The sequence below is a fragment of the Exiguobacterium sp. 17-1 genome, assembly GCF_023096305.1.
Taxonomy (GTDB): Bacteria; Bacillota; Bacilli; order Exiguobacteriales; family Exiguobacteriaceae; genus Exiguobacterium_A; species Exiguobacterium_A sibiricum_A.
Genome location: NZ_JALIGJ010000001.1, coordinates 181,516 through 201,078 on the forward strand (window position 1 = coordinate 181,516; position 19,563 = coordinate 201,078).

The 19,563-nt window shown below is 41.8% G+C and carries 16 protein-coding genes; 9 read left to right on the plus strand and 7 right to left on the minus strand.

Going from position 1 to position 19,563, the window contains the following annotated elements; translation table 11 throughout:
- The first annotated feature begins 112 nt into the window (after positions 1–112).
- The gene (locus tag MUN34_RS00905) at positions 113–931 is read left to right on the plus strand and encodes a tyrosine-type recombinase/integrase (protein ID WP_247856629.1); all 819 of its coding nucleotides are present in this window, start codon (positions 113–115) and stop codon (positions 929–931) included.
- Here MUN34_RS00905 and MUN34_RS00910 read toward each other — a convergent pair.
- The 4 genes from MUN34_RS00910 to MUN34_RS00925 form a co-directional block, all read right to left on the minus strand.
- Positions 909–1,748 (minus strand): tyrosine-type recombinase/integrase, encoded by an 840-nt coding sequence (locus MUN34_RS00910; protein ID WP_247856630.1) that lies wholly within the window; start codon positions 1,746–1,748, stop codon positions 909–911. The two genes, MUN34_RS00905 and MUN34_RS00910, sit on opposite strands and share 23 nt — an antisense overlap.
- Entirely contained in the window at positions 1,745–2,179 is a 435-nt protein-coding gene (locus tag MUN34_RS00915; RefSeq protein ID WP_247856631.1) for a sigma factor, read from the minus strand. The genes MUN34_RS00910 and MUN34_RS00915 overlap by 4 nt, the downstream gene beginning before the upstream one ends.
- 634 nt (positions 2,180–2,813) lie before the next feature.
- The gene (locus tag MUN34_RS00920) at positions 2,814–4,301 is read right to left on the minus strand and encodes a hypothetical protein (protein ID WP_247856632.1); all 1,488 of its coding nucleotides are present in this window, start codon (positions 4,299–4,301) and stop codon (positions 2,814–2,816) included.
- Positions 4,302–4,304: 3 nt separating this feature from the next.
- Entirely contained in the window at positions 4,305–5,153 is an 849-nt protein-coding gene (locus tag MUN34_RS00925; RefSeq protein WP_247856633.1) for a hypothetical protein, read from the minus strand.
- A 324-nt stretch (positions 5,154–5,477) separates the two neighbouring features.
- On the opposite strand from MUN34_RS00925, the gene MUN34_RS00930 reads away from it, so the two are divergent.
- The 4 genes from MUN34_RS00930 to MUN34_RS00945 all read left to right on the plus strand — a co-directional run bounded on the left by MUN34_RS00930 (position 5,478) and on the right by MUN34_RS00945 (position 12,587).
- Positions 5,478–6,737, plus strand: coding sequence for an ankyrin repeat domain-containing protein (locus tag MUN34_RS00930; RefSeq protein ID WP_247856634.1), 1,260 nt, complete (start codon positions 5,478–5,480; stop codon positions 6,735–6,737).
- Positions 6,738–6,855: 118 nt separating this feature from the next.
- On the plus strand, positions 6,856–8,886 hold the full coding sequence (locus MUN34_RS00935) for a dynamin family protein (protein WP_247856635.1): 2,031 nt from the start codon (positions 6,856–6,858) through the stop codon (positions 8,884–8,886).
- A gap of 13 nt (positions 8,887–8,899) precedes the next feature.
- Positions 8,900–10,615 (plus strand): dynamin family protein, encoded by a 1,716-nt coding sequence (locus MUN34_RS00940; RefSeq protein ID WP_247856636.1) that lies wholly within the window; start codon positions 8,900–8,902, stop codon positions 10,613–10,615.
- Positions 10,608–12,587 (plus strand): dynamin family protein, encoded by a 1,980-nt coding sequence (locus tag MUN34_RS00945; protein ID WP_247856637.1) that lies wholly within the window; start codon positions 10,608–10,610, stop codon positions 12,585–12,587. Before MUN34_RS00940 ends, MUN34_RS00945 begins: the two co-directional genes overlap by 8 nt.
- A 52-nt stretch (positions 12,588–12,639) precedes the next feature.
- Here the strand turns inward: MUN34_RS00945 and MUN34_RS00950 are convergent, their stop codons facing one another.
- A complete protein-coding gene (locus tag MUN34_RS00950) occupies positions 12,640–12,969 on the minus strand; it encodes a hypothetical protein (protein WP_247856638.1) in 330 nt (109 codons plus the stop codon).
- A 265-nt stretch (positions 12,970–13,234) separates the two neighbouring features.
- Between MUN34_RS00950 and MUN34_RS00955 the strand changes: the two genes are divergently transcribed.
- Positions 13,235–14,767 (plus strand): FAD-dependent oxidoreductase, encoded by a 1,533-nt coding sequence (locus MUN34_RS00955; RefSeq protein ID WP_247856639.1) that lies wholly within the window; start codon positions 13,235–13,237, stop codon positions 14,765–14,767.
- Positions 14,768–14,807: 40 nt separating this feature from the next.
- Here the strand turns inward: MUN34_RS00955 and MUN34_RS00960 are convergent, their stop codons facing one another.
- Positions 14,808–15,485: a DUF3298 and DUF4163 domain-containing protein gene (locus MUN34_RS00960; protein ID WP_247856640.1), complete on the minus strand. Its 678-nt coding sequence runs from the start codon at positions 15,483–15,485 to the stop codon at positions 14,808–14,810.
- A gap of 343 nt (positions 15,486–15,828) precedes the next feature.
- On the opposite strand from MUN34_RS00960, the gene desA reads away from it, so the two are divergent.
- A complete protein-coding gene (gene desA, locus MUN34_RS00965; RefSeq protein WP_247856641.1) occupies positions 15,829–16,848 on the plus strand; it encodes a Delta(5) desaturase DesA in 1,020 nt (339 codons plus the stop codon).
- Positions 16,849–16,975: 127 nt separating this feature from the next.
- Positions 16,976–17,488 (plus strand): VanZ family protein, encoded by a 513-nt coding sequence (locus MUN34_RS00970; RefSeq protein ID WP_247856642.1) that lies wholly within the window; start codon positions 16,976–16,978, stop codon positions 17,486–17,488.
- Positions 17,489–17,543: 55 nt separating this feature from the next.
- Here the strand turns inward: MUN34_RS00970 and MUN34_RS00975 are convergent, their stop codons facing one another.
- Complete coding sequence (locus MUN34_RS00975) at positions 17,544–17,738, minus strand: hypothetical protein (protein ID WP_152538816.1); 195 nt, start codon at positions 17,736–17,738, stop codon at positions 17,544–17,546.
- Between the two features lie 361 nt (positions 17,739–18,099).
- On the opposite strand from MUN34_RS00975, the gene MUN34_RS00980 reads away from it, so the two are divergent.
- Complete coding sequence (locus tag MUN34_RS00980) at positions 18,100–19,515, plus strand: ankyrin repeat domain-containing protein (RefSeq protein WP_247856643.1); 1,416 nt, start codon at positions 18,100–18,102, stop codon at positions 19,513–19,515.
- Positions 19,516–19,563 lie beyond the last annotated feature (48 nt).

Consider the following 19,563-nt stretch of genomic DNA (forward strand, 5'->3'; position numbering starts at 1 on the left):
ATCAAAGCAAGTATAATTCGAAAAAATAGATTTTAAACATTTTCTATAATCAATGATTAAAAGAGACTAATGCGGGAATTCTTTTACTACAACAGTTGAAGGAGGACTTCTCATGACTCACTATTGCTATTTGGAACATTACCTTCTTAAACATAACATCTACAGTAAGCAGACCATCAAAGCTTATCGTAGTGATCTCCGCCAGATGAAGAAGTATTGTGTTGAGTGGTCTGTGAAGTCCCTTCAAATGTATTTTGATCAGTTGATTCAACAGTATAAACCAACAACGACGATGCGACGATATCATGCGTTGATGGTACTCGGAAATGAACTGGTCCGAGCGAAACGTCTCAAAGTAAATCCGATGAAACAGGTCCGTCCGATTGTTCACCAGCACATCCAACAACGTGAACACTATCCACTTGAAGAATCGATACAAACAATTCGACAAATTAATCATTCAACGTATCGTCTCTTCTTTGAACTCATCAGTCAAACGGGCCTCCGCTTCATGGAGGCCCGTTTATTGTCGATTGAAGATATTCAATTTACAACGTTCACTTTACTCGTGCGACATGGAAAAGGACGACGCCTGCGAACAATTCCGCTTGGTGAGAGACTGGCTCACAAGCTACAAGCATTTTTAGGCGGACGGACGACAGGACTCGTATTTCGTTCTGTCCGTGGTCAAGCTATTAATGAACAGCAAGCTCGTGATACGTTACGCAAACAGTCACTCGCTACCCGTGGACGACCGTTGCATCCGCATGACTTACGTGTTTCCTTTGCCACATATCTCTATCAGACGGGAGATTGCAGGCTACTTGAGATTCAACGATTACTTGGTCACAGTAGCTCCCGAACGACGGAAGGTTACATCCTCAGTCAGGAAACGAAACTTCAGCAAGTCATAGATGCGTTGTCGGCGTAAGTCGATTGATCGAGGAGCGGGCGACTTCTGACGACGGCAGGACATACTGTTGCGTAGTCTTCGCATCACTATGACCCAGCAGACGCATGACAGTCAGTAAATCGGCGTGGTGCTCCCGATACAGTGTCGTTGCGAATGTTACGCGTAAGTCGTGTGGTCGCAGTGTCCGCTTGAGGATTTGTTGACTGGCGAGCCGGAGTTGCGTCCGGATTTGATTCGGATCAAGCAAACGCCCGGTGTCGCTTTGAAACAAGAGCCCATCGTTCGGTTGAACGTCGAGATATCGTGTTAGGACCGTCAGCAGCTCATCATGGAGCGGGACGTAGCGTGTTTTCTGTCCTTTGCCGTGACGGACAAACAGTTGGCGTTCGGTCAGATCGAGATCAGTCCGGCATAATTGTCGGGCTTCGTTGAACCGCAGACCGGTATGTAATAGCAGGAAGTAGAAGGCATAGGTCGTTTCGTCTTGAAGTGTCTCGATGACACGGCGGGCATCGGTGTAGCTGAAAGTGGTCCGGTGTTTCGGAAGTGGACGGGACGGTTTTTTGATCTGAGATAAAGGATTTTTAGCGAGTGACCGTTCAGTGACGAGGGTATCGAAGAGTGTCGCCAAGGCATAGATCCGTCGGGCGACGGTCGTCGGGGCATAGGTTTGTTTTAACTGGTTCATATAACGGTGGAGGGAAGGGATGTCGATCGTTTCCGCATGGGTACAGAAATGACGGACGTCGGCGCGATAAGCTTTTTTCGTCAGTGGACTGTAACTCGGTGACTGTTCGATGATTGCCAGTAACCGTTCCAAGTAAAACGTCATCATAGGAGAATCTCCTGAACCTTCCGTTTGAGTTCTGATTTGAGCGAACGGAGCCGGGCTGGCGAGTAGCCGAGTGTCTCCTCGTTTCCGTGGAGCAGGGCTTGTAGGATCGTGAATTCCTTCCGGGATAGTTCCTTTTTCAGTTGATCGAGTAAGTAGGTGAACGAGACTTGCTGCTGACGTGGGAGTTCGGGTAACGTCTCGACAGCGATTTCACCGGCCAGTGTCCGGTTGCGGGTTGCTAAGTAATCGAGCATCGCGCCTTTCGCGCGAATCCGGGCGAAGGTGACGGTCATGACTTTACCTTCTTCAATCGATTTCCAAAGACGAAGCAAAGCAGCTTGGCGGCATTCGTCCTGTTCGTTCGGATGAATCGAGAGACGGGTGAGAAGAGAATTGACGAGGGGCATCCATTGTTTTAACGCTTCATTCATGAATAAGTGATCCAATCTGAGATATGCATATCTATGTATTCCGCGGTAGTTTCAGTATAAGTAGAGTTATCCTCTGTTTTCAAATCGTCTTTTTTGAATCATGCCAACGGTTTTCTAAACTTTCCAATTGCCAACTGCCGTCATTTCTTCGACTGAACACGAAAAATCACTTGAAAAACCGCCTGTTTCCGTCACTTGTTTCAGGATAACTCTACTTATCCGAGAGGGTGTTCGGGAAAACTTTTATTTTTTTTAAGTAGTAGACTTCTAGTCTTATTGAAGAGATCTAGATTAGACTTCATGTCACATAGATTAAGATATGAAAATGATTCGTCGAAAGAAAATCTTCGTAAAAGAATAAGAGTTAAAACGAAACAAAAAACCGCCGCTGGAACATAGTGTTCCTAGCGTACGGTAATGGAAAATCATTTTTTGACGATGATTTTAATATCGACAGACTTCGCTCCGGAGCTTGGCGACATACAAGATACGTTGTACCCTGTTGTTTCGTCAAGAGACTGACTGTCGAGAAGTCCCGATCCATCGTGTAATAGCCTTTCGAATGCAGGCTGTATTCGTAGTCTTTCGTATCTGTTTTATAGAGTCTTTAACTCTAAAAAAGAAAGTAATTTAATCAGGATAAGAAGAATTGATCCAGTTCTGCATGGTTGTGGAGAATTTTTGTTTCGGAAACGTTTAGTGATTTAGCTAACTCTATTGAAGCGGCAGCAAGTGAAGCAGAATTAGCCTCGAGATCAAATGCTGCATCTAGTAAAGAGTTGTATCTTGAAAATGTGGCTTCAATACGTGCGATCAGTTGGTGATAGGCTTGATCGATTTGATGTAATAAAGAAGCGGAATAGTCATCTAAAATCTTTTTGAGTGCTTTTTCTTTTTCTCCTAATTTTCCTTTTGCAAATTGCCAAATGAAATCTGTTGCTATTGTACCGATGATAGCTCCGAGAACAGGAACTGGAATCAGCGCTTGACCAAGAGCTGCTCCTACTGCTGTTACTCCTGCTTCAAAGCAAATCAATTGTCCTTCAGTTACAACTTCGTCTGCAGCGATATCACCAGCGTTATAACTTTTGAAGAGAGCACCCATACCGAATGCGGCACTTGTCACAGCACCTGCAAAGGGTGCGGAAAGAGATGTTACGTTGGTTAATGTATAAATAGATCCAGCAGTTATTCCTGCCTTTGCCCCACTTTTTCCTGCATCTAATCCAAGTTCTTTCCAGTCACTGGCATCAAAGTCAGAAAGCTTTTTTCCACTCTTGATTTTGGTGTACATGCCTTTTAATAAAGAGATAGAGGCGGTTACTGCAGCCGCACTCCCTGCAACTTTAACACCTTCATTGAGCGACGGACCACGCAACGCGTTAGCCGATTTTGTATCGTTCTTTGCCTGGCGATCTATTTCTTGTTTGATTTCATGATTTTGATCGATCAAATCATCATGGTGATTAGTCACGGTTTCAAATACTTTTCCAAGTTGTACTTCATCATAGTTAGAGATGGAAGGATGACAAAGTTCAGAAAAAGGACGGCCTGTGACTGACTCTAACTCATTTACTTTATTAAGAATGGTTTGAGCAGATTTAGCAGATAGTGATTCTGGAATAGCACCACCTCGAATTTGTTCAATTACAGCGTATTGATCTTTTGGAATCATATAATCAATAGAAGAGTCGCGGTAAGTTTGAACATGCTTGAAGACATGGCTTAACGTATTGTTAGTACCATTAATGAATTTTGATTGAATCTTAACACCATTTAATAAAAAGTCTTCAGGGGCCGTACGCCCTACTCCATCAAACGTCGCATTATTTTTTAATCCAAGTAAAGTACTTTTGGCGTTTCGTACATTCACTTCCAAATGTTCAGCAACTTCTCCATGTTTTGTGCGAATCGTCCCTAATATGTTTTGAGGGGAAGATAAAAAATGACGCATTTTCGATAGATGAATCAATGCATTTTCAAAGTTAAGGTCTTGTTGCGTCTGTGCTCTTAATTGATCTTTTACAATATTTTCGATTTGAGAGTTAATTTGGTTTTGCTTAATACTATTAAATCCATCGACTCCAGCTGCAATAAATTGGTCTTTGAATACTTGTTCCACGACTTAGCCTATTTCTCTCATGAACAGTTTAGATAAGCTTTGTGAATTGTTGATGATTGCAATCAGCTTATTCTTCTGTTCCAGGTCAAAAGAATTATATGACGTAACATTTCGAGCATCACGTACAAATTGATGGAACATCATGTATAACTCGTTTGCAGTTCGCTTCGTTAGGTTATCTAACTGAGTAATTTCATGTCCAATTGCCTCTAACTTCTTTTTCTCAACATTAATTTTTATTCGTTCTGCGTTAGCTCGGACTGCTGCTTCTTTATTTTTGATGCTTGCAAAGATACCACCTGTCAAAAGTGTGGCAGCTCCAATACCCCATCCAATTGGACCAGCTAAAGCCAAGAGGGCACCACCACCAGCCATTCCGCCACCACCAGCTGCTAGAGCTCCACCACCAATCCAAGCAAGGGCGGCATTTGTTGCTGCGGCACCTGTTAATCCAGAAATAGCCGCTCCGGTTGAAGCTGTACCGAATGTAGTTGCAATCGCCATGACGGCAGTAGGAGCAAAGGCGGCTGTCGCTACACCCGTTGCTACACCAGCAGCTGTCCCACCACCGGCAATCTTAATCATCGTCTGTTCGTCATATTCAATTTCGCTCAGTATCTTAAAACTAGATAAGTTAACTTTGATCTCAGCTAACTCTTTATCAAATTCTTTTGGTGTGTTTGCCAGACCATTTACATATTGTTCAATGCTATCAATCACAACAACTGAATTATTTCTAGATTCGTGCAATTTAACAGCTAGTGTAGTCGTGGCATCGCCAGCTTGCTTATGAAGTTCAATTTCTTTCTTTAGTTCGCGTATAGCATCTTTTTTTAATGTAGTATTTAACATATTCATCCTCCTAACAATATATGTTAATTCTATAAAAATAACTTTATTATTTCTTTGTTTTTTTATTAAAATAGTAAATGATTGTTTCTAAACTAGAAGAGGATGAATATTTTTTATAGGGTTACTTGTAAAAAAATCTTAAATTATAGGGCTTTTGATTATTTTTTAATCATAATCATAAAAGATATACTTAAATTTCAAAAAATATAATATTTTATTGATATTATGGATTAAAATACCTATTATGAATTATGTGTGGAAAAAATATTCTTTTTTGATTTAATTTTAGAAATTATATGTAACTGGATGGAGTGAATGATTTACATGAAAGAAAGAACAGCCAAAATGATGAAAAGCTTAAAACGGATACTAATCGTCTTTTTAATCGTAGGGATAGTATTTATCGGTATCAATGGATACAGCTTGTTTAAAACGAGTACAGCAGTACCTTCTGCTCTAGATTCATTGTTAATCAAAAAAATGGCAGGTAACACACTTGGTTACAATTACGGTGCCCATGCAATGGAAGCAGCAATGGCTAGCAACGATGTCGAACGAATTAAGTACCTAATCAATAAGCATGTTGCAATCAATGCGATATATGCGGATGAAGAAACAGTAACGACCTATGCACTAAAGGAAAAAGACAATCAATTATTACTATTTTTGATTGAGAAAAAAGCCGATCTGTCAAAAGAAAACGGTAAAAAAGAATCTCCGACTGAGATTGCATACACGACTAAAAATAAGACAGCGATGAAATTATTTTTAGATCAAGACGTTCAATTATCTGAAGACTTTATCAAAAATCACTTAATCGGAATTTGGAGTTCAAATAATTCCTTATTTTTAGCATTAAATAATAATGGCATTACAATCAATAGTAAATTAGTTGTGAAGGGAAATGAGCAGGCAGCTGATTTAAAAAGTCTTCGTGTCATGGATTTTGAAAAAGTCTCGTATCAGGACAATACTTATTCAAAATCCGATATTAAAGACATCGCTCAAATTAAAGAAGTTTACTCTGACGAGGTAGCGAGCACAGAAGAGACCATCGTCGACACGGAAGACAGTACAGTAACTGACTCAGACGCAACGACAGAAGTAGCCGCATTATTAGAAGAACGGAAGCGGGATGAAAAAGAAAAACTCAAAATGCGTGTTCGGTTCATGGAACAACTGTCAGGATACTGGATGAGTGAGAAAAAGACAAAAATCCCTTTTTATCAATACTTAATCATAGAACCTGATAATTACCAGGAAATCTGGGAAATGGCCTTTACGGAAGATGACGAATCAAACTCGATTTCAACCAAATATGAGCTCGATCGTGAGGAAGTCCGCGTATTAGATACAAAGTTAGAGCATGTCCCTGATAGCGAAAGAAATCCATTGCAGAAAAATGAAAAAGTGGTCATTACATGGATTTCAGACAATAAAATCCAGGTGAATCTGAAGACGACGACAGATAATTTTGGTGATGATGTCATCGAGACATTGACATACAAACGATTAAAGTCGTCTGATGTTTCCAGTGCATTATTAGAGCAATTCCCCAATGCATTTACAAAAAATAATCAGTAAAAATAGTATTTGAACAGATTGCTGAAATAATTATATGGGTGACGGATCTTTTCTTAAAAAAGAAAAAGGTCCGTTTGTTTGTATCGAGATGCAGTATGCAATCAAAAGGAGGAACATTATGAACAGTTTGCAAGAATACAATTTGGAAGTGAAGCGTCTACATACTCTCGCGCAACAAGTTGCGACACTCGCAGAAACCTATGGGAAAAGAGACATTGAGCGTCAGGTGACACTCGTCATGAATTGGCTCGATGAAAAAGACTTTTTGGTAGCAACGGTCGGGGAAGTTTCAGTAGGGAAATCGACATTCATGAACGCTTTGATGGAGCAAGAAGCATTACCAACCTCACTAAAAGAATCGACAGCACTCGTGACTTACGTGAAAAAAGGAGTGAAGACGAAAGCTAAGCTTTATTTAAATAATGAACTAAAACTGGAAACAGATAATTTAGATGAGTTCAATGAACATTTTAAAATCAATACAAAGTTATTAGAGGAAACAGCTTCTGAAGGTATTTTTCAAAAAACAGCCAGTAAAGTAAAAGATACATTCATGAAGTCCCAACAAGGAAGCACGGCAAAAGAAATCGAGGAGTTAAAAAAATCACGAATCGAAATCGAATTGAACAATCCCTTGTTGAATCAACAGGTACAAATCATTGATACTCCAGGATTGAATGATGCAAAAGGAGTCCGTTCGCAGATTACAAAAGAATTCATCGCCAGTGCGGATGCAGCAATCATATTGTTCAAAGCAGATAAACTGATGAGTCACTCGGAAGTTGAGTTCTTTGAAGGGCATTTAGTAAACAAACACATTCAAGATATTTTTGTAGTCGTCAACCGGATCGATAAGTTTAAAACTTCGATTGAGGAAGAACAGGTCAAACAAGAAACGTACAAGCGTTTGATCCCACTAGGTATTCCAAAAGAAAATATTTTCTTTATTTCAGCGAAAAAAGCTTTTCAAGCACAGCGTTTAGCCGCACTTGAGACAAGTTCAACCAATATGGAGCCGATTGAACTAAAAGAGCGGATTCCTTATAAAGCAGTCAAATCGCAAGTTCAAGAACATCATACAGTAGAAGATGTACGTCACATCTTAATAGAGCAACATCAAAAGTTGGAGAAAGAAAGTTATTTTACGGATTTCCGAAAGAGTCTGGAATATTTCCTCGTCAATAATAAAGGGAAAGGAAAGATTGAAAAAGTGAAAATCGAGTTTCTAGAATCCATCAATATTTTAGAAGAAATCATGAAACTTGAGAATAGTCTGTTAAGCAAAAGTGCGGATGAGTTAAAAAGTGAGCAAAAACAGCGAAAAATAGAAGTGAAAGCAAAACAAGCACAGTTGAAAAACAAGTCAAAACAATACCGTGAAAGAATGGAACAGCAAGAAGACTTACTACTAATCGAATTTGAGAATGAGCTTAAGAAGAATCATGCACTTGTCCTCTCGGATATGACGAACAAGAAGTTTACAACAATCGAAGAAATGAAACAAACGATTCAATCAAGTATCAGTGAGACCGAGTTGTTAATGAAAAATTGGCTGACCCGCCATCTAAAAAAACATATGCAACATGTTCAAAAAAAATACTTAGAGATGTCGAATCAAGTTGCACCTCAAGAAGTTTCAATCAAAAGTATTCCATTCGATTTAGAAGGGTTGGATGAATCCAAACTGAAAAATCGATCAACGGGTCCTGACAAAGGTGTTGTCGGACTGGCAGCCGGTGCAACAGGCGTCGTAGCAGCCGGTGTTCTTGGACTCGGGCTACTTGGTGGTTTTTTATTAGCCCCGTTGCTAGCAGTCGGTGCTTTGTATCTCGTCGATGAAATGGAAGATGACTCTAAGAAAGAAGGTACATTTAATCAAGTTGCTGTCATCAATGCGATCGACAAGCAGCTGACAGGGCACAACAAGAAACTGTTAAAAGAAGTGACGAAAGAGATTCATTTACTGGTCGATCGTTACATTAAAAATATGGAGGATGCTCAAAAGAGTCTGGAAAATGATACTAACGAACGCTATAAACATGCGCAATCTATGCTAAGTAGAAAAAATCAGGACGTTCATCAAAAACGTTTTAGCATTGAAAGTGATTTAAATACGCTCGAACAATTAAGAAACCAAGTAAAAAACTAAAGGAGTGACAATCATGTATCATCAAACCAATCATCAGATGAACGATTTAATGAAAGAAATTGCTCGCGAAGAAGCGTTTATAGTGGTCGTTGGAGAGTTCAATCACGGCAAAACGACATTCGTTAACAGTCTGATGGGAGAAAAGATTCTGCCAATGGGAATCCTTCCAACGACGGCAACAATCAATATCATCGGAAAAGGAGAACGGAAGCTTGAAGTCCACTATAAAGACGCGACATCAAAAGCAATCGAGCTGGACGAGCTTCATTCATTCATCGGCGATCATCCTGTTGAAAACATTGAAATGATTACGGTACAGCATCCCGATGTTCCGTTTGCTGCACCCTATTATATGGTGGATACACCGGGTTTAAATGATTTGAACAAAACGCGCAGTGACGTTTCGTATCGATTCATCCCGAAAGCTGATATTGTTTTCTTTCTACTGAAAGCGGATCAACCGATCAGCGGAACAGAACTTTCTTTTTTAGAAGATACGTTGTTAGAAGAAGGATTAAGCAACATCGTCTTTGTCATGAACTTTGCAGAAGAAATGGATGATGAAGATGAGTTGGAAGAAATGATTGAGGATTTGAGAACTAAGCTGAAGACTATTAAAGGACTCGAATCTCCGGTCATCATTCCTTATGATGCTTATGAAGTACTTTTTAATGGGAATCAACATTATCTACATACTATTGAAACTGTTATTTCTGACTTTCAGGCAAAAGGAAGTAAAACTTTACGCCAAAACAGATACCGCTCATTATTGGAACGAATTGATCAAACGTTTGTATTGGAAAAGGAAGAATGTCTTCAACTGACGCAACTCAAGTCAAATGAAGTACTCGATCTTCAAACGTGGCTGTCTTTTAATGAACAGCAGATGAAAGAAGTATTAGTTCAAGTAAATGAATACGTCGCAGAGCAAATCCGTGAGATTAAAGTCATGGCAGATAAATCAATTGCGTTTCATCAGGAAGAGTGGCGTTCTGAAGTGACACATACCATCGATCAGTATGCCGGACCATCGAATCAATTCGCCGAAAGAGTGGAAAAAGAAATTAATCGTTATTTAGCCCGCGAACGAAAGTACTGGTTAGAACGTTATCTTCCTAAAGTGAACATCTTAATTGAAAAAGTCAGAGATCATATCGTACTGGAATTAATCAAGGTGACAGAGAACGAAGAGAGTATCATGTGGAAAGCAATTGACGCACAATCGACCTACTCAAACCAATCATTCTTTAAAACCAATCGTCCGGCTAAGATAGATCCGACTATCATGGCAGGTGTTTTGACAGGAGGGGCGGCAACCGTATTAGTTTCAGTAGGTACAGGAATGATTGTTCCACTCGTAGGACTGGCGGTTTATCCGATTTTACGTAAAAAGATGGAAGACAGCGCGCTAAAGGAAGCAAAAGAATTACTAAGCGGACAAGTATCTTCATCTGTTGATCGATTTTTATTAGAATTGAGCGGAAGTGTCAGTACATACATTGATGGGACAATGGATGGAATCGAAACGAATATTCAAACTTACTTGGCCAATCATTATGCCATGGCGCGCAAAAAGTTAGACGGAACAATTGAACTCGGGAAAAAAGAAACACATGAACTGAGTCTTCAACTGCAACAAAATGAAAAACAAACATTAGAAAAACTTGAACAAATCAAAATTTCGATCAATCATATGAATTCAAAAAAGCTGGAGTATAATCATGAATAACCAAACAAAGCAATTCTTCGAAACTTGGAAAACTAAAGAAACATTCGCTAGTTTTCTTTTGCAACAAGCAATGGATCATGCTAAAAGACATCCGGCCATCGGAATCGTTGGTGAATTTAGTTCAGGGAAGACCTCATTGATTGAAGCCTTGCTAGATGTGAAATTAGGCGGTGTCAGTATTCTCGAGGCAACGAAAGCTCCTGTCTATTATGTCTACGGTGAGACGATGCAAATCATTGGTTTTGATAGTGCGCAAAAGCAAAAGGTGCACCGGATTGATCCTGCCCATTTTGAAAAAACGATACTGGACGCTGCCATTCAGTTTGATTGGATGCTCATCACATCGCCGCATCCAGCATTAAAAAATTTCTCCTTAATTGATACACCAGGTGCGAACGGAGAAACGGCCTATCAACTGCCTTATTTAGATATGAGTATTGTACTCTGGTGTTCTGCTTTTGGTGAGCCGTTAACCGAGTCACAATTGAATGAGTTAAAGCGCTTCGGAAATAAGCCGATGTTTTGTGCAGCTACGAAATCGGATGCCATTGACGAGGAAGAGTGGGAAGAAGCAGAGGAAGTTTTCGAGGAAACGATAAGAGACTGTCAGGCTGTCGAAGGAGCAATCATATCTGCACATGATATGCGTTCTGATGCTCAAAAACATGAAACATTCATTCGACAATTGGAGCGATGGACAGAAAAATCAACCCTTCCTCAGACGGAACAAAAGCTGGAAGTTGCGTTAACGCCATATACCGCTATGCAAATCGAAAGAGAAGTAGAGCAAAAGATTATTTCATTAAATACTAATCCTAGTCTGTTCACGGCTCGTTTCCGAATGCTTTCGAGTGAGGTAGCCGCGTTTAAGGGAAGTTACGATTCTTTCTTCGAACGCGTGTCACATGAAACGTTGTATGTATGGAAAGATCAAATTGAACTGAAGGCAATCGATGCTACCTATCAAGAGGTCCGTTCAGGATTCGAACGTTTGAAAAAAGAACTTTCGACGGTGAAAGTAGATACAGGTTTAGAACAAATCTGTCAGGAACGTATCAATAAGTTGGATATGCTCGAGACAACATTGGTTAATTTCCATCAAGCAGATGGTTCGTATATGCTGAATGACGTATTTATTTCATCAATTCAACAAAAGATCCACTTCGAAAGACAAGTGGCTCAAACTGCTCTTCATACAAAAGTGATTAAGAAACAACTCAGTAAGATGGAAAAAGAAGTAGACCGTGTAAACCAATGGATTCAAAATCTGTTGAACGGTCAGGCAATCAAGCAAGCATACACCATTCTTTCCATTGATCGAACGGATGAACTGCATGTTACTTCTACCATCGATCATTCTCCTCAAAAAGTTCGGGATGCGGCAGTGGAACAGTATTTAGCGACTGAAAAACAAATCATGGAACTGGATACGTATACCCTTTCGAAATTACCTGCATATCTCGAAGAATTAGTGCAGGTAGGTTTCACACCTTCTGTTTATGAACAAAGAGATGTGGCGGAAACGAGATGGAAGCAATCACTCATTGTCCTGCAAGAACTTCAATTAGAAAAGAAAAACATTCTGATGCTTAACCAAAGATGGTCTAAAGAATTAAAGGATAAAAATCGATTAGCCATCAGCTTAAAGAAAGAAGTCAAAACTGCGCGGAAATCTTTGCTGACCATTTTCAAAAAAACAAATGAAGATATGTTTATTGATTACTCGACTGAGATGCATCGTTTCAAAGAAGAGGCGTCACTCATTTTAGAAGAGATCGATGATTACATGGATTATGTTTTATTGGAGAGTGGAGAATTTGTTAGTCCTTCGCCTTATAAGACGACTATTCCAGAAGCACCATTCTATCAATTGAAGTTTTACAGTCGAAGCATTTACGAGGCATATCCGACTGCTGTCAAAGCCGGTGGCGCAGTAAGTACACTTCTATTTATTATTTCACTCTTTACGTAAAAAAAAGCATTCTACGGCAAGATCAACTCTTGTCATAGAATGCTTTTTACTGTTATCTGCTCCAATAGCCATCTCCATCAAAACGAGATGTATCACCGTCTCCGTCACGAAAATATCCTTTTACGTATGTTCCTTCACTCGTGAAATAACCGTTGACCCAGTGTGGTTTTACATAATGTTGACTCAAGTCGAGTGAGGGAAGCTTGTACTCATGTGCGACAGAGAGCGGATTGGAATGATTGATAATATCGTTGAATTGAAGCGTATCCTGATTCGTCAGTCCTTCTACGTGCGTTTGTAGGAAATCATTAGCAGCATGATGCTGGTTGTTTTGATCGTAGTGTGTGGAAGAATCAAAGTCATGTGAAAAGTCATGTTCCATTGTAATACCTCCTATAGAATTTTATGTTAATACTTAGTAAATTATAACACTAAGAAGACGATACAAAAGACATAGGTATTAGGATAGTAGTTTTTATGAAGCTCATTTTGTATTTAAACATCAAATGATTAATCATTTGTACAAAAATATAAATCTTATTCTATCGTTTAAAATTATATTTATAATGAATGTTTTAAGCAGAACAAGGGTAACTGTAAATGTTAGCTAAGGAGAGTAAAAACTGACATTTACGGAGGCGGACAAAATGAAGCAACTGGATGAATTTCCAACATCGTACTGGCGGACTTCGATTGAACCTTCAACTTATCCAAAGTTAGACGATAACCTGACGAGTGATGTCGTCGTCATCGGGGCCGGCATCGCCGGACTCGTCACAGCCGTTCAACTGATTGAACGGGGGTATGACGTGACGTTGATTGAAGCAGACCGGATTGCGAGCGGGACGACCGGTTATACGACAGCGAAAGTCTCCTCGCAGCACGGTTTGATTTATGACGAACTGATTCAGACATTCGGTGAAGAGAAAGCGAAACTCTATCATGAAGCGAATGAAGAAGCGATTCGTTTCCTCCGTGATCAGACGACGCGTCTTGCGATCGAGTGTGAGCTTGAGGAACAGGATGCCTATCTGTATGTCGCGTCAACCGGACCAAAACACAAGCAACTGGCCAAGGAAGCGGATGCCTACAGTCGGCTTGGTATCAATGGAGGAGATGCGACGGAAGAGGTCAAAGCCAAGTTGCCGTATCCGGTCGAACAGGCCCTTGTTATTCGTAATCAGGCCCAGTTCCACCCCGTCAAATACTTACTTGGTCTCGCCCGTTATTTCACTGAGCAAGGCGGGAAGCTGTATGAACAGACACGGGCGACGTCCGTTGAATCGAAACGGACGCCGGCTGTGCTGCTTGAATCCGGTCATCAGATCGAGGCGAAGAAAGTCATCGTCGCGACACACTTTCCGTTTAATGATTTCAAAGGGCTGTACTTCTCGAAACTCGAGGTACATCGTTCTTATATCGTATCGGGACTTATTCCGAAAGAGTTCCCGGACGGCATGTTCATGAGCGCGGACAAGCCGAGCCGGTCGCTCCGTCATGTGCAGACGGCGGACGGGAAGCGGCTTGGGCTGTTCGGCGGGGAGAACCATCTGTCGGGACATCAGACGGATACGAAAGCCAACTATCAAGCATTGGCTCATTTTGCGGAAAGTGAATTTGATGTTCCGCAAATCGATCAATTCTGGTCAGCCCAGGATTTGATTTCACTCGACAAAGTACCGTACATCGGACAGATGACGAGTGATGATCCGAACATCCTGGTCGCAACCGGATTTGCCAAGTGGGGAATGACGAACGGGATTGCGGCAGGACTGCTCTTGTCCGATTTATTGACCGGAACGCCAAACCGCTTCCGCGGGTTATTTGACCCGAACCGATCGAAGCTGCATAAGCAGGATGCGATACAATTCGCGAAGAACAATGCTGATGTCGCGATTGAACTGTTGAAGGGGAAAGTGACCCGCGCCAGTCAATCAGCGGACGATCTTGCTATCGATGAAGGGGGGCTCGTCCGTCATGCCGGGAAGACGGTCGGAGGTTACCGTGATTCGGCAGGGGAGTTGCATCTCGTCAAGACGACCTGTACGCATATGGGGTGCGACGTCAAATGGAACAACGGGGAACGGTCGTGGGATTGTCCGTGTCACGGCTCGCGGTTTGATTACGAGGGAAAGGTCCTGGAAGGACCGGCGGTGAAACCGTTGAAAAAATTGAACTGACAAAAAAACATCCACGGCAATTGCTGCGTGGATGTTTTGATTAGTTGTAAACACTTTTCGGAACAAAGATTTCCGGCTGACCTGTCGAATAGGGAGCAATCTCATAGGATTGGAAAATGACCTTGATCCCGTCTTTCATCATTAAGTATTCCGATTTTTTAGTGACGTCGACGTCACTTATTGTATCGACGAAGTAATCGTCATTGTTTTTTAATTTGTTATAGATGTACTTCTCGACTTTTTTTAATTGTGTCGATGTTTTCAAGATGCTTGTGATTCGTACTTCTTTACCTGTTTTCAACGAGTAGTTGACACCGTACTTATAGCCGAGCCCGTGCGCACCGCCTGTATATTCATAGTCCGACAAAATGAATGTTAAGTAAGAAGCGTTATTTCCAGACACTTTGTATGATGTGCTGTACGTATAATTACACATGGACGGATACTCTTTACAAAATGAACTTTTCTTGTCTCTTTTTTCCATTGCTTCGATATCTAAATAGTTTTGATAAGCGAACTTAGAGAAATCCGTTAAGTCAGTGTTGATGGTTTTTCGGACATTCGTCGACGGTCCTTTCGTGACATACGGATATTTTAGTGACTTTTTGTCTTTCGCGTACTTCGTGATAACAGTCGGTTTTGTTGCAGCATCAACAGACAGAGTCGTCGGTAAAATCAGAGTTGCGGACAGAAGAGGAATTAACCAAGTTTTTTTCATAAATCAATCGCTCCTTTAAAAATGATAGCTTTCCTTTATTATATGTAAATTGATTTTATTTGTAACTATTTCCCTTAAAATTCTTTTATCTGAAAACGGATATTTTATGTCCGTCTGACCTTAAATAATTCGAATGATATCAGAATTTAATATTCAATCCGATTTTTTATGTGCTATAATTACCTGGTATTAAAAATATTCAAGCGTTTAACTATATCGGTCGGGTCGATCTTCATGTGGATGTTACGAATTCACCGTCACGGACGCCGTTTACAGGTTTTATATCAAGTTCATTTCATAGTAGCGTCGTGAACGCTGTACGAATTCGAGGAGGAAGCAACACATGAGTAAAGAAAAAATCGCCCAGCTCCGCAAACACGTTTCGCCTTTTGAGAAGGCAGACGTCAAATCCAGCGTCCGGCAGATGATCAATACGATCTTGCCGTTTCTCGTCGCCTGGTTCCTGGCGTATCAAGCCTTGCAGATTTCCGTTTGGCTCGCTGTTCCGCTTGCGATCGTCGCAGCCGGTTTCGTCGTCCGGATGTTCATCATCTTCCATGACTGTACACACGGGTCATTCTTTAAAAACAAAAAAGCCAATGCGATCGTCGGAACGATCACAGGCATCCTAACCTTGTTCCCGTATGAGAAGTGGAAACGTGAGCACTCGATCCACCATGCATCAAGCGGCAACTTGGACAAACGCGGTGTCGGTGATATCTGGGTCATGACGATTGAAGAATATGTCGAAGCCTCAAAATGGACACGTCTGAAGTACCGTCTTTACCGGAATCCGCTCGTCATGTTTGGTCTTGGACCACTCCTGTTGATTCTTGTCGTCAGCCGCTTCAATCGGAAAGACGCCCGGAAAAAAGAACGCATCAATACGCATGTCATCAATGCCTCATTGATCGTCTTATACGGCATCATGATTTACTTCATCGGATGGCAGGCATTCCTGATCATTCAAGGAACGACGATGTTCACGGCAGGCGTACTCGGAATTTGGTTATTCTACGTCCAGCATACATTCGAAGACTCGTATTTCGAGGATGAGAGTGAATGGGATTACGTCAAGGCCGCAATCGAAGGTAGCTCGTATTATGAATTGCCGAAAGTCTTGCAGTGGGTGACAGGGAACATCGGTTTCCACCATGTTCACCACTTAAGTCCGCGTGTACCGAACTACAACTTAGAAAAAGCCCATACGGCGACACCACCGCTTCAAAAAGCGACGACGATCGGATTGTTCTCAAGTCTGAAGTCGCTTCGCTACAAGCTGTATGATGCCAAAAATAAAACGTTTGTGACATTCGGCGAAATTAAGCATCTCTTGCGTGAACCGAAAACGTCTGTCATGTGATCAATCGTGTCTTACTTCTCTTCAAGAGGAGTAAGGCATTTTTTTTGTTGAACCCTCCGACTTTTGCCGTATGTGTCGTTTTGACATCCGTGGTACGATGGCAAGTATTGAAAGGAGGGATGTTCGGATGCGTCGTCCATCGATTGGCTACATCATGGCAGGAGTTATCTTGCTTTTATTATTCGGATTCAGTTCGATGAGTTATCAGCAACAATCGCTGATTCCGTTGTTGACCAATCATATCCCACTCGGCTGGGTCTATGCTTTTTCGTTCGTCTCGTTTCACTATGAGGTGCCGATTAGTGTCGCGTCGTTAGGTCCAGCGGCGTTCCTCGAGTTCTTCATCCGTAAAGGGATGCATGCCGGTCTATTCTTCATCCTCGGGACAAGCCTTGTCCACGTCCTACGTACAAGGGGATACCGGCCTGTTCCAGCTGCTTTCTTTGCCGCGACTACAGCGATTACGGTCGGAGTCTTTGATGAGTTTCATCAGCAACTGACCGGCGGACGGACACCGTTAGTCGGAGACGTCATCATCGACGGAAGTGGTGCGGCCATCGGGATTGTCCTCTACACTGCGCTTCGTCTTTTCCTAAAAGCCGATCGCCTTGTCAAATCGGAATATCAGCAATCGAGCTAAACACAAAAATACCCGGTCGTCTCAATCTTGCTGAGGCGACCGGGTATTTGAACGATTAGAAGCGTTGGACCCACTCGATTTTGTATTGCGTCCGACCAAATTGTTTACGAAGCATCGTATCCGCTTTTTTTCGTGCAGCTGTGTGGTCGCCGGCTTTAATGATCAGGCGGTCCGTATCGACTACTTCATCCTGTTCAATGACATGATACTGAATCGTATATTCCTTATTAAAAAGTCCTAATAACCCCAAGAAAATCACTCCCATTTTTTTCATTCTATTAGTTATTATATGGTATTAAAATGCGGAATGCAATTTATATCAATGACTTTTGTATCACCTAGTAAGAAAACGTTTGTGGTTCTAAAGAATCACACCTAAAATATTTCAAATGTTACAAGGAATGCTTGTATCGCTTCAATAAATCTATTTAATATGATTTTAACTGGAGTAAATTATATTAAATATAGGTCTTTAGACATGATTTTAAAAAAATTATTTTTATATCTAAAATATATTTAAAAATAGTTTTTTTATGTATTAACAAGAATTGACTTGGAACTCTTATGGAATTATCGGTATGATAAGAGAAGTAAGAAAAAGAGGTGAACCAATGAATGAAAAAATGAACCAAATCAGACAAAGAAAGCCGTCTGCTACAATACGCGAAAAACTTTATTTTTGGTTACTTTTACTGAGTACGGTTGCGACAGGTTGTAGTTTAGTCATCGTTGTCCTGGCACTGGGAACGATAGGAATTGTAATCGTCGGGATGGTCCTTCTTTTGCTCGGTATCGTCTGGGTGCGCCAGTGGAACCGGGTAATGACGATCCGGACGGACGGGATTGTCTTGAACGAACAGCAGCAGCCACTCGTTTATGAACAACTTCGACAGGACGCTGAACGATTGGAATTTTGGAAAGTGCCGGAAATCACCGTAACCAACCATAAGACAATCAACCGTCCGCGGACGATCGGCTTGTTTCAAAAGTATCTGCTTGTCTTACCGACCGGCTATTCGGTCGATGAGACGACGCGCTTCGAACTGATCCGCGAACTCGTCCATTTGAAACAAAACCATGAAGAAAAACGGATGCTGCTGTTACTCGGGAGTTGGGTGCCGTTCCTTAGAAGTGCGTATCTCCGGGCGTGTGAAGAGACAGCTGACCGTATGGCACTGGCTTGTCTAACGGAAGAGGAACGTGTTCCAGCGCTCGTCCGGTCTGTCGTTGGTCCAGTTTCCTGGCAGACGTTGAACCTGACCGCCTACATTGATCAAAAACGACAACCGATGCCGTTTGCCGCCGTACTCAGCGAACTGTTCCGAAACCAATCGTCCATTTCCCGTCGATTGACGTTTGCCGGACTAGACGTGTCACGAAAACGATCTGCCCGTGTAGCAAGTGTTGTCCTCGTCAGTCTGAGTTGTCTGGGACTGGCCGGTCTGGTCTTCGTTGCGACAGAGCTTAAACTGCCCCAATGGTTGACAGACAGTGTCTCTTCCGTCGAACAACAGACAACTGCAAAAGAAGATCTCGGAGAATCGAAACTGATGGCGGCAATTCAAAAGGGGACACTGGCAGAAATCGAAGCGTTGATTCCGAAGAGTGACATGGAAGCAGTCGATGCTGACGGAGATACGGCTTTGCATTATCTTGGGTACCGGAAGTCAAGTAAAGGGCTGGATAAAGTCTTTAAAGCCTTGCTGGCTGCCGGGAGCGACGTCGACGCCGTCAATGAGTTCGGCGAACGACCGTTCATCACCGCGGTCTACAGCAACAACAAGGAATTGGTTGAGTTGTACTTAAAACGGGGCGAAAAAATCAATCAGCAGGATGACGAGAAATATACACCGCTCCATCACGCCGTTGAGGGCGAAGGAAAAGAGACGGTCAAACTCTTGCTCGAGCGTGGCGCGGATCCGGCGATCAAAAATGCCGATGGTTATACGCCGCTGATGATGGCACAGGAATATGAACTCGATGACATCATCGCCTTGCTGAAACAAAATCAGACCCAGACGTTATGAACACAAAAACAGGAGGGGATATGGATCCGCCTCCTGTAAATGCAAAAA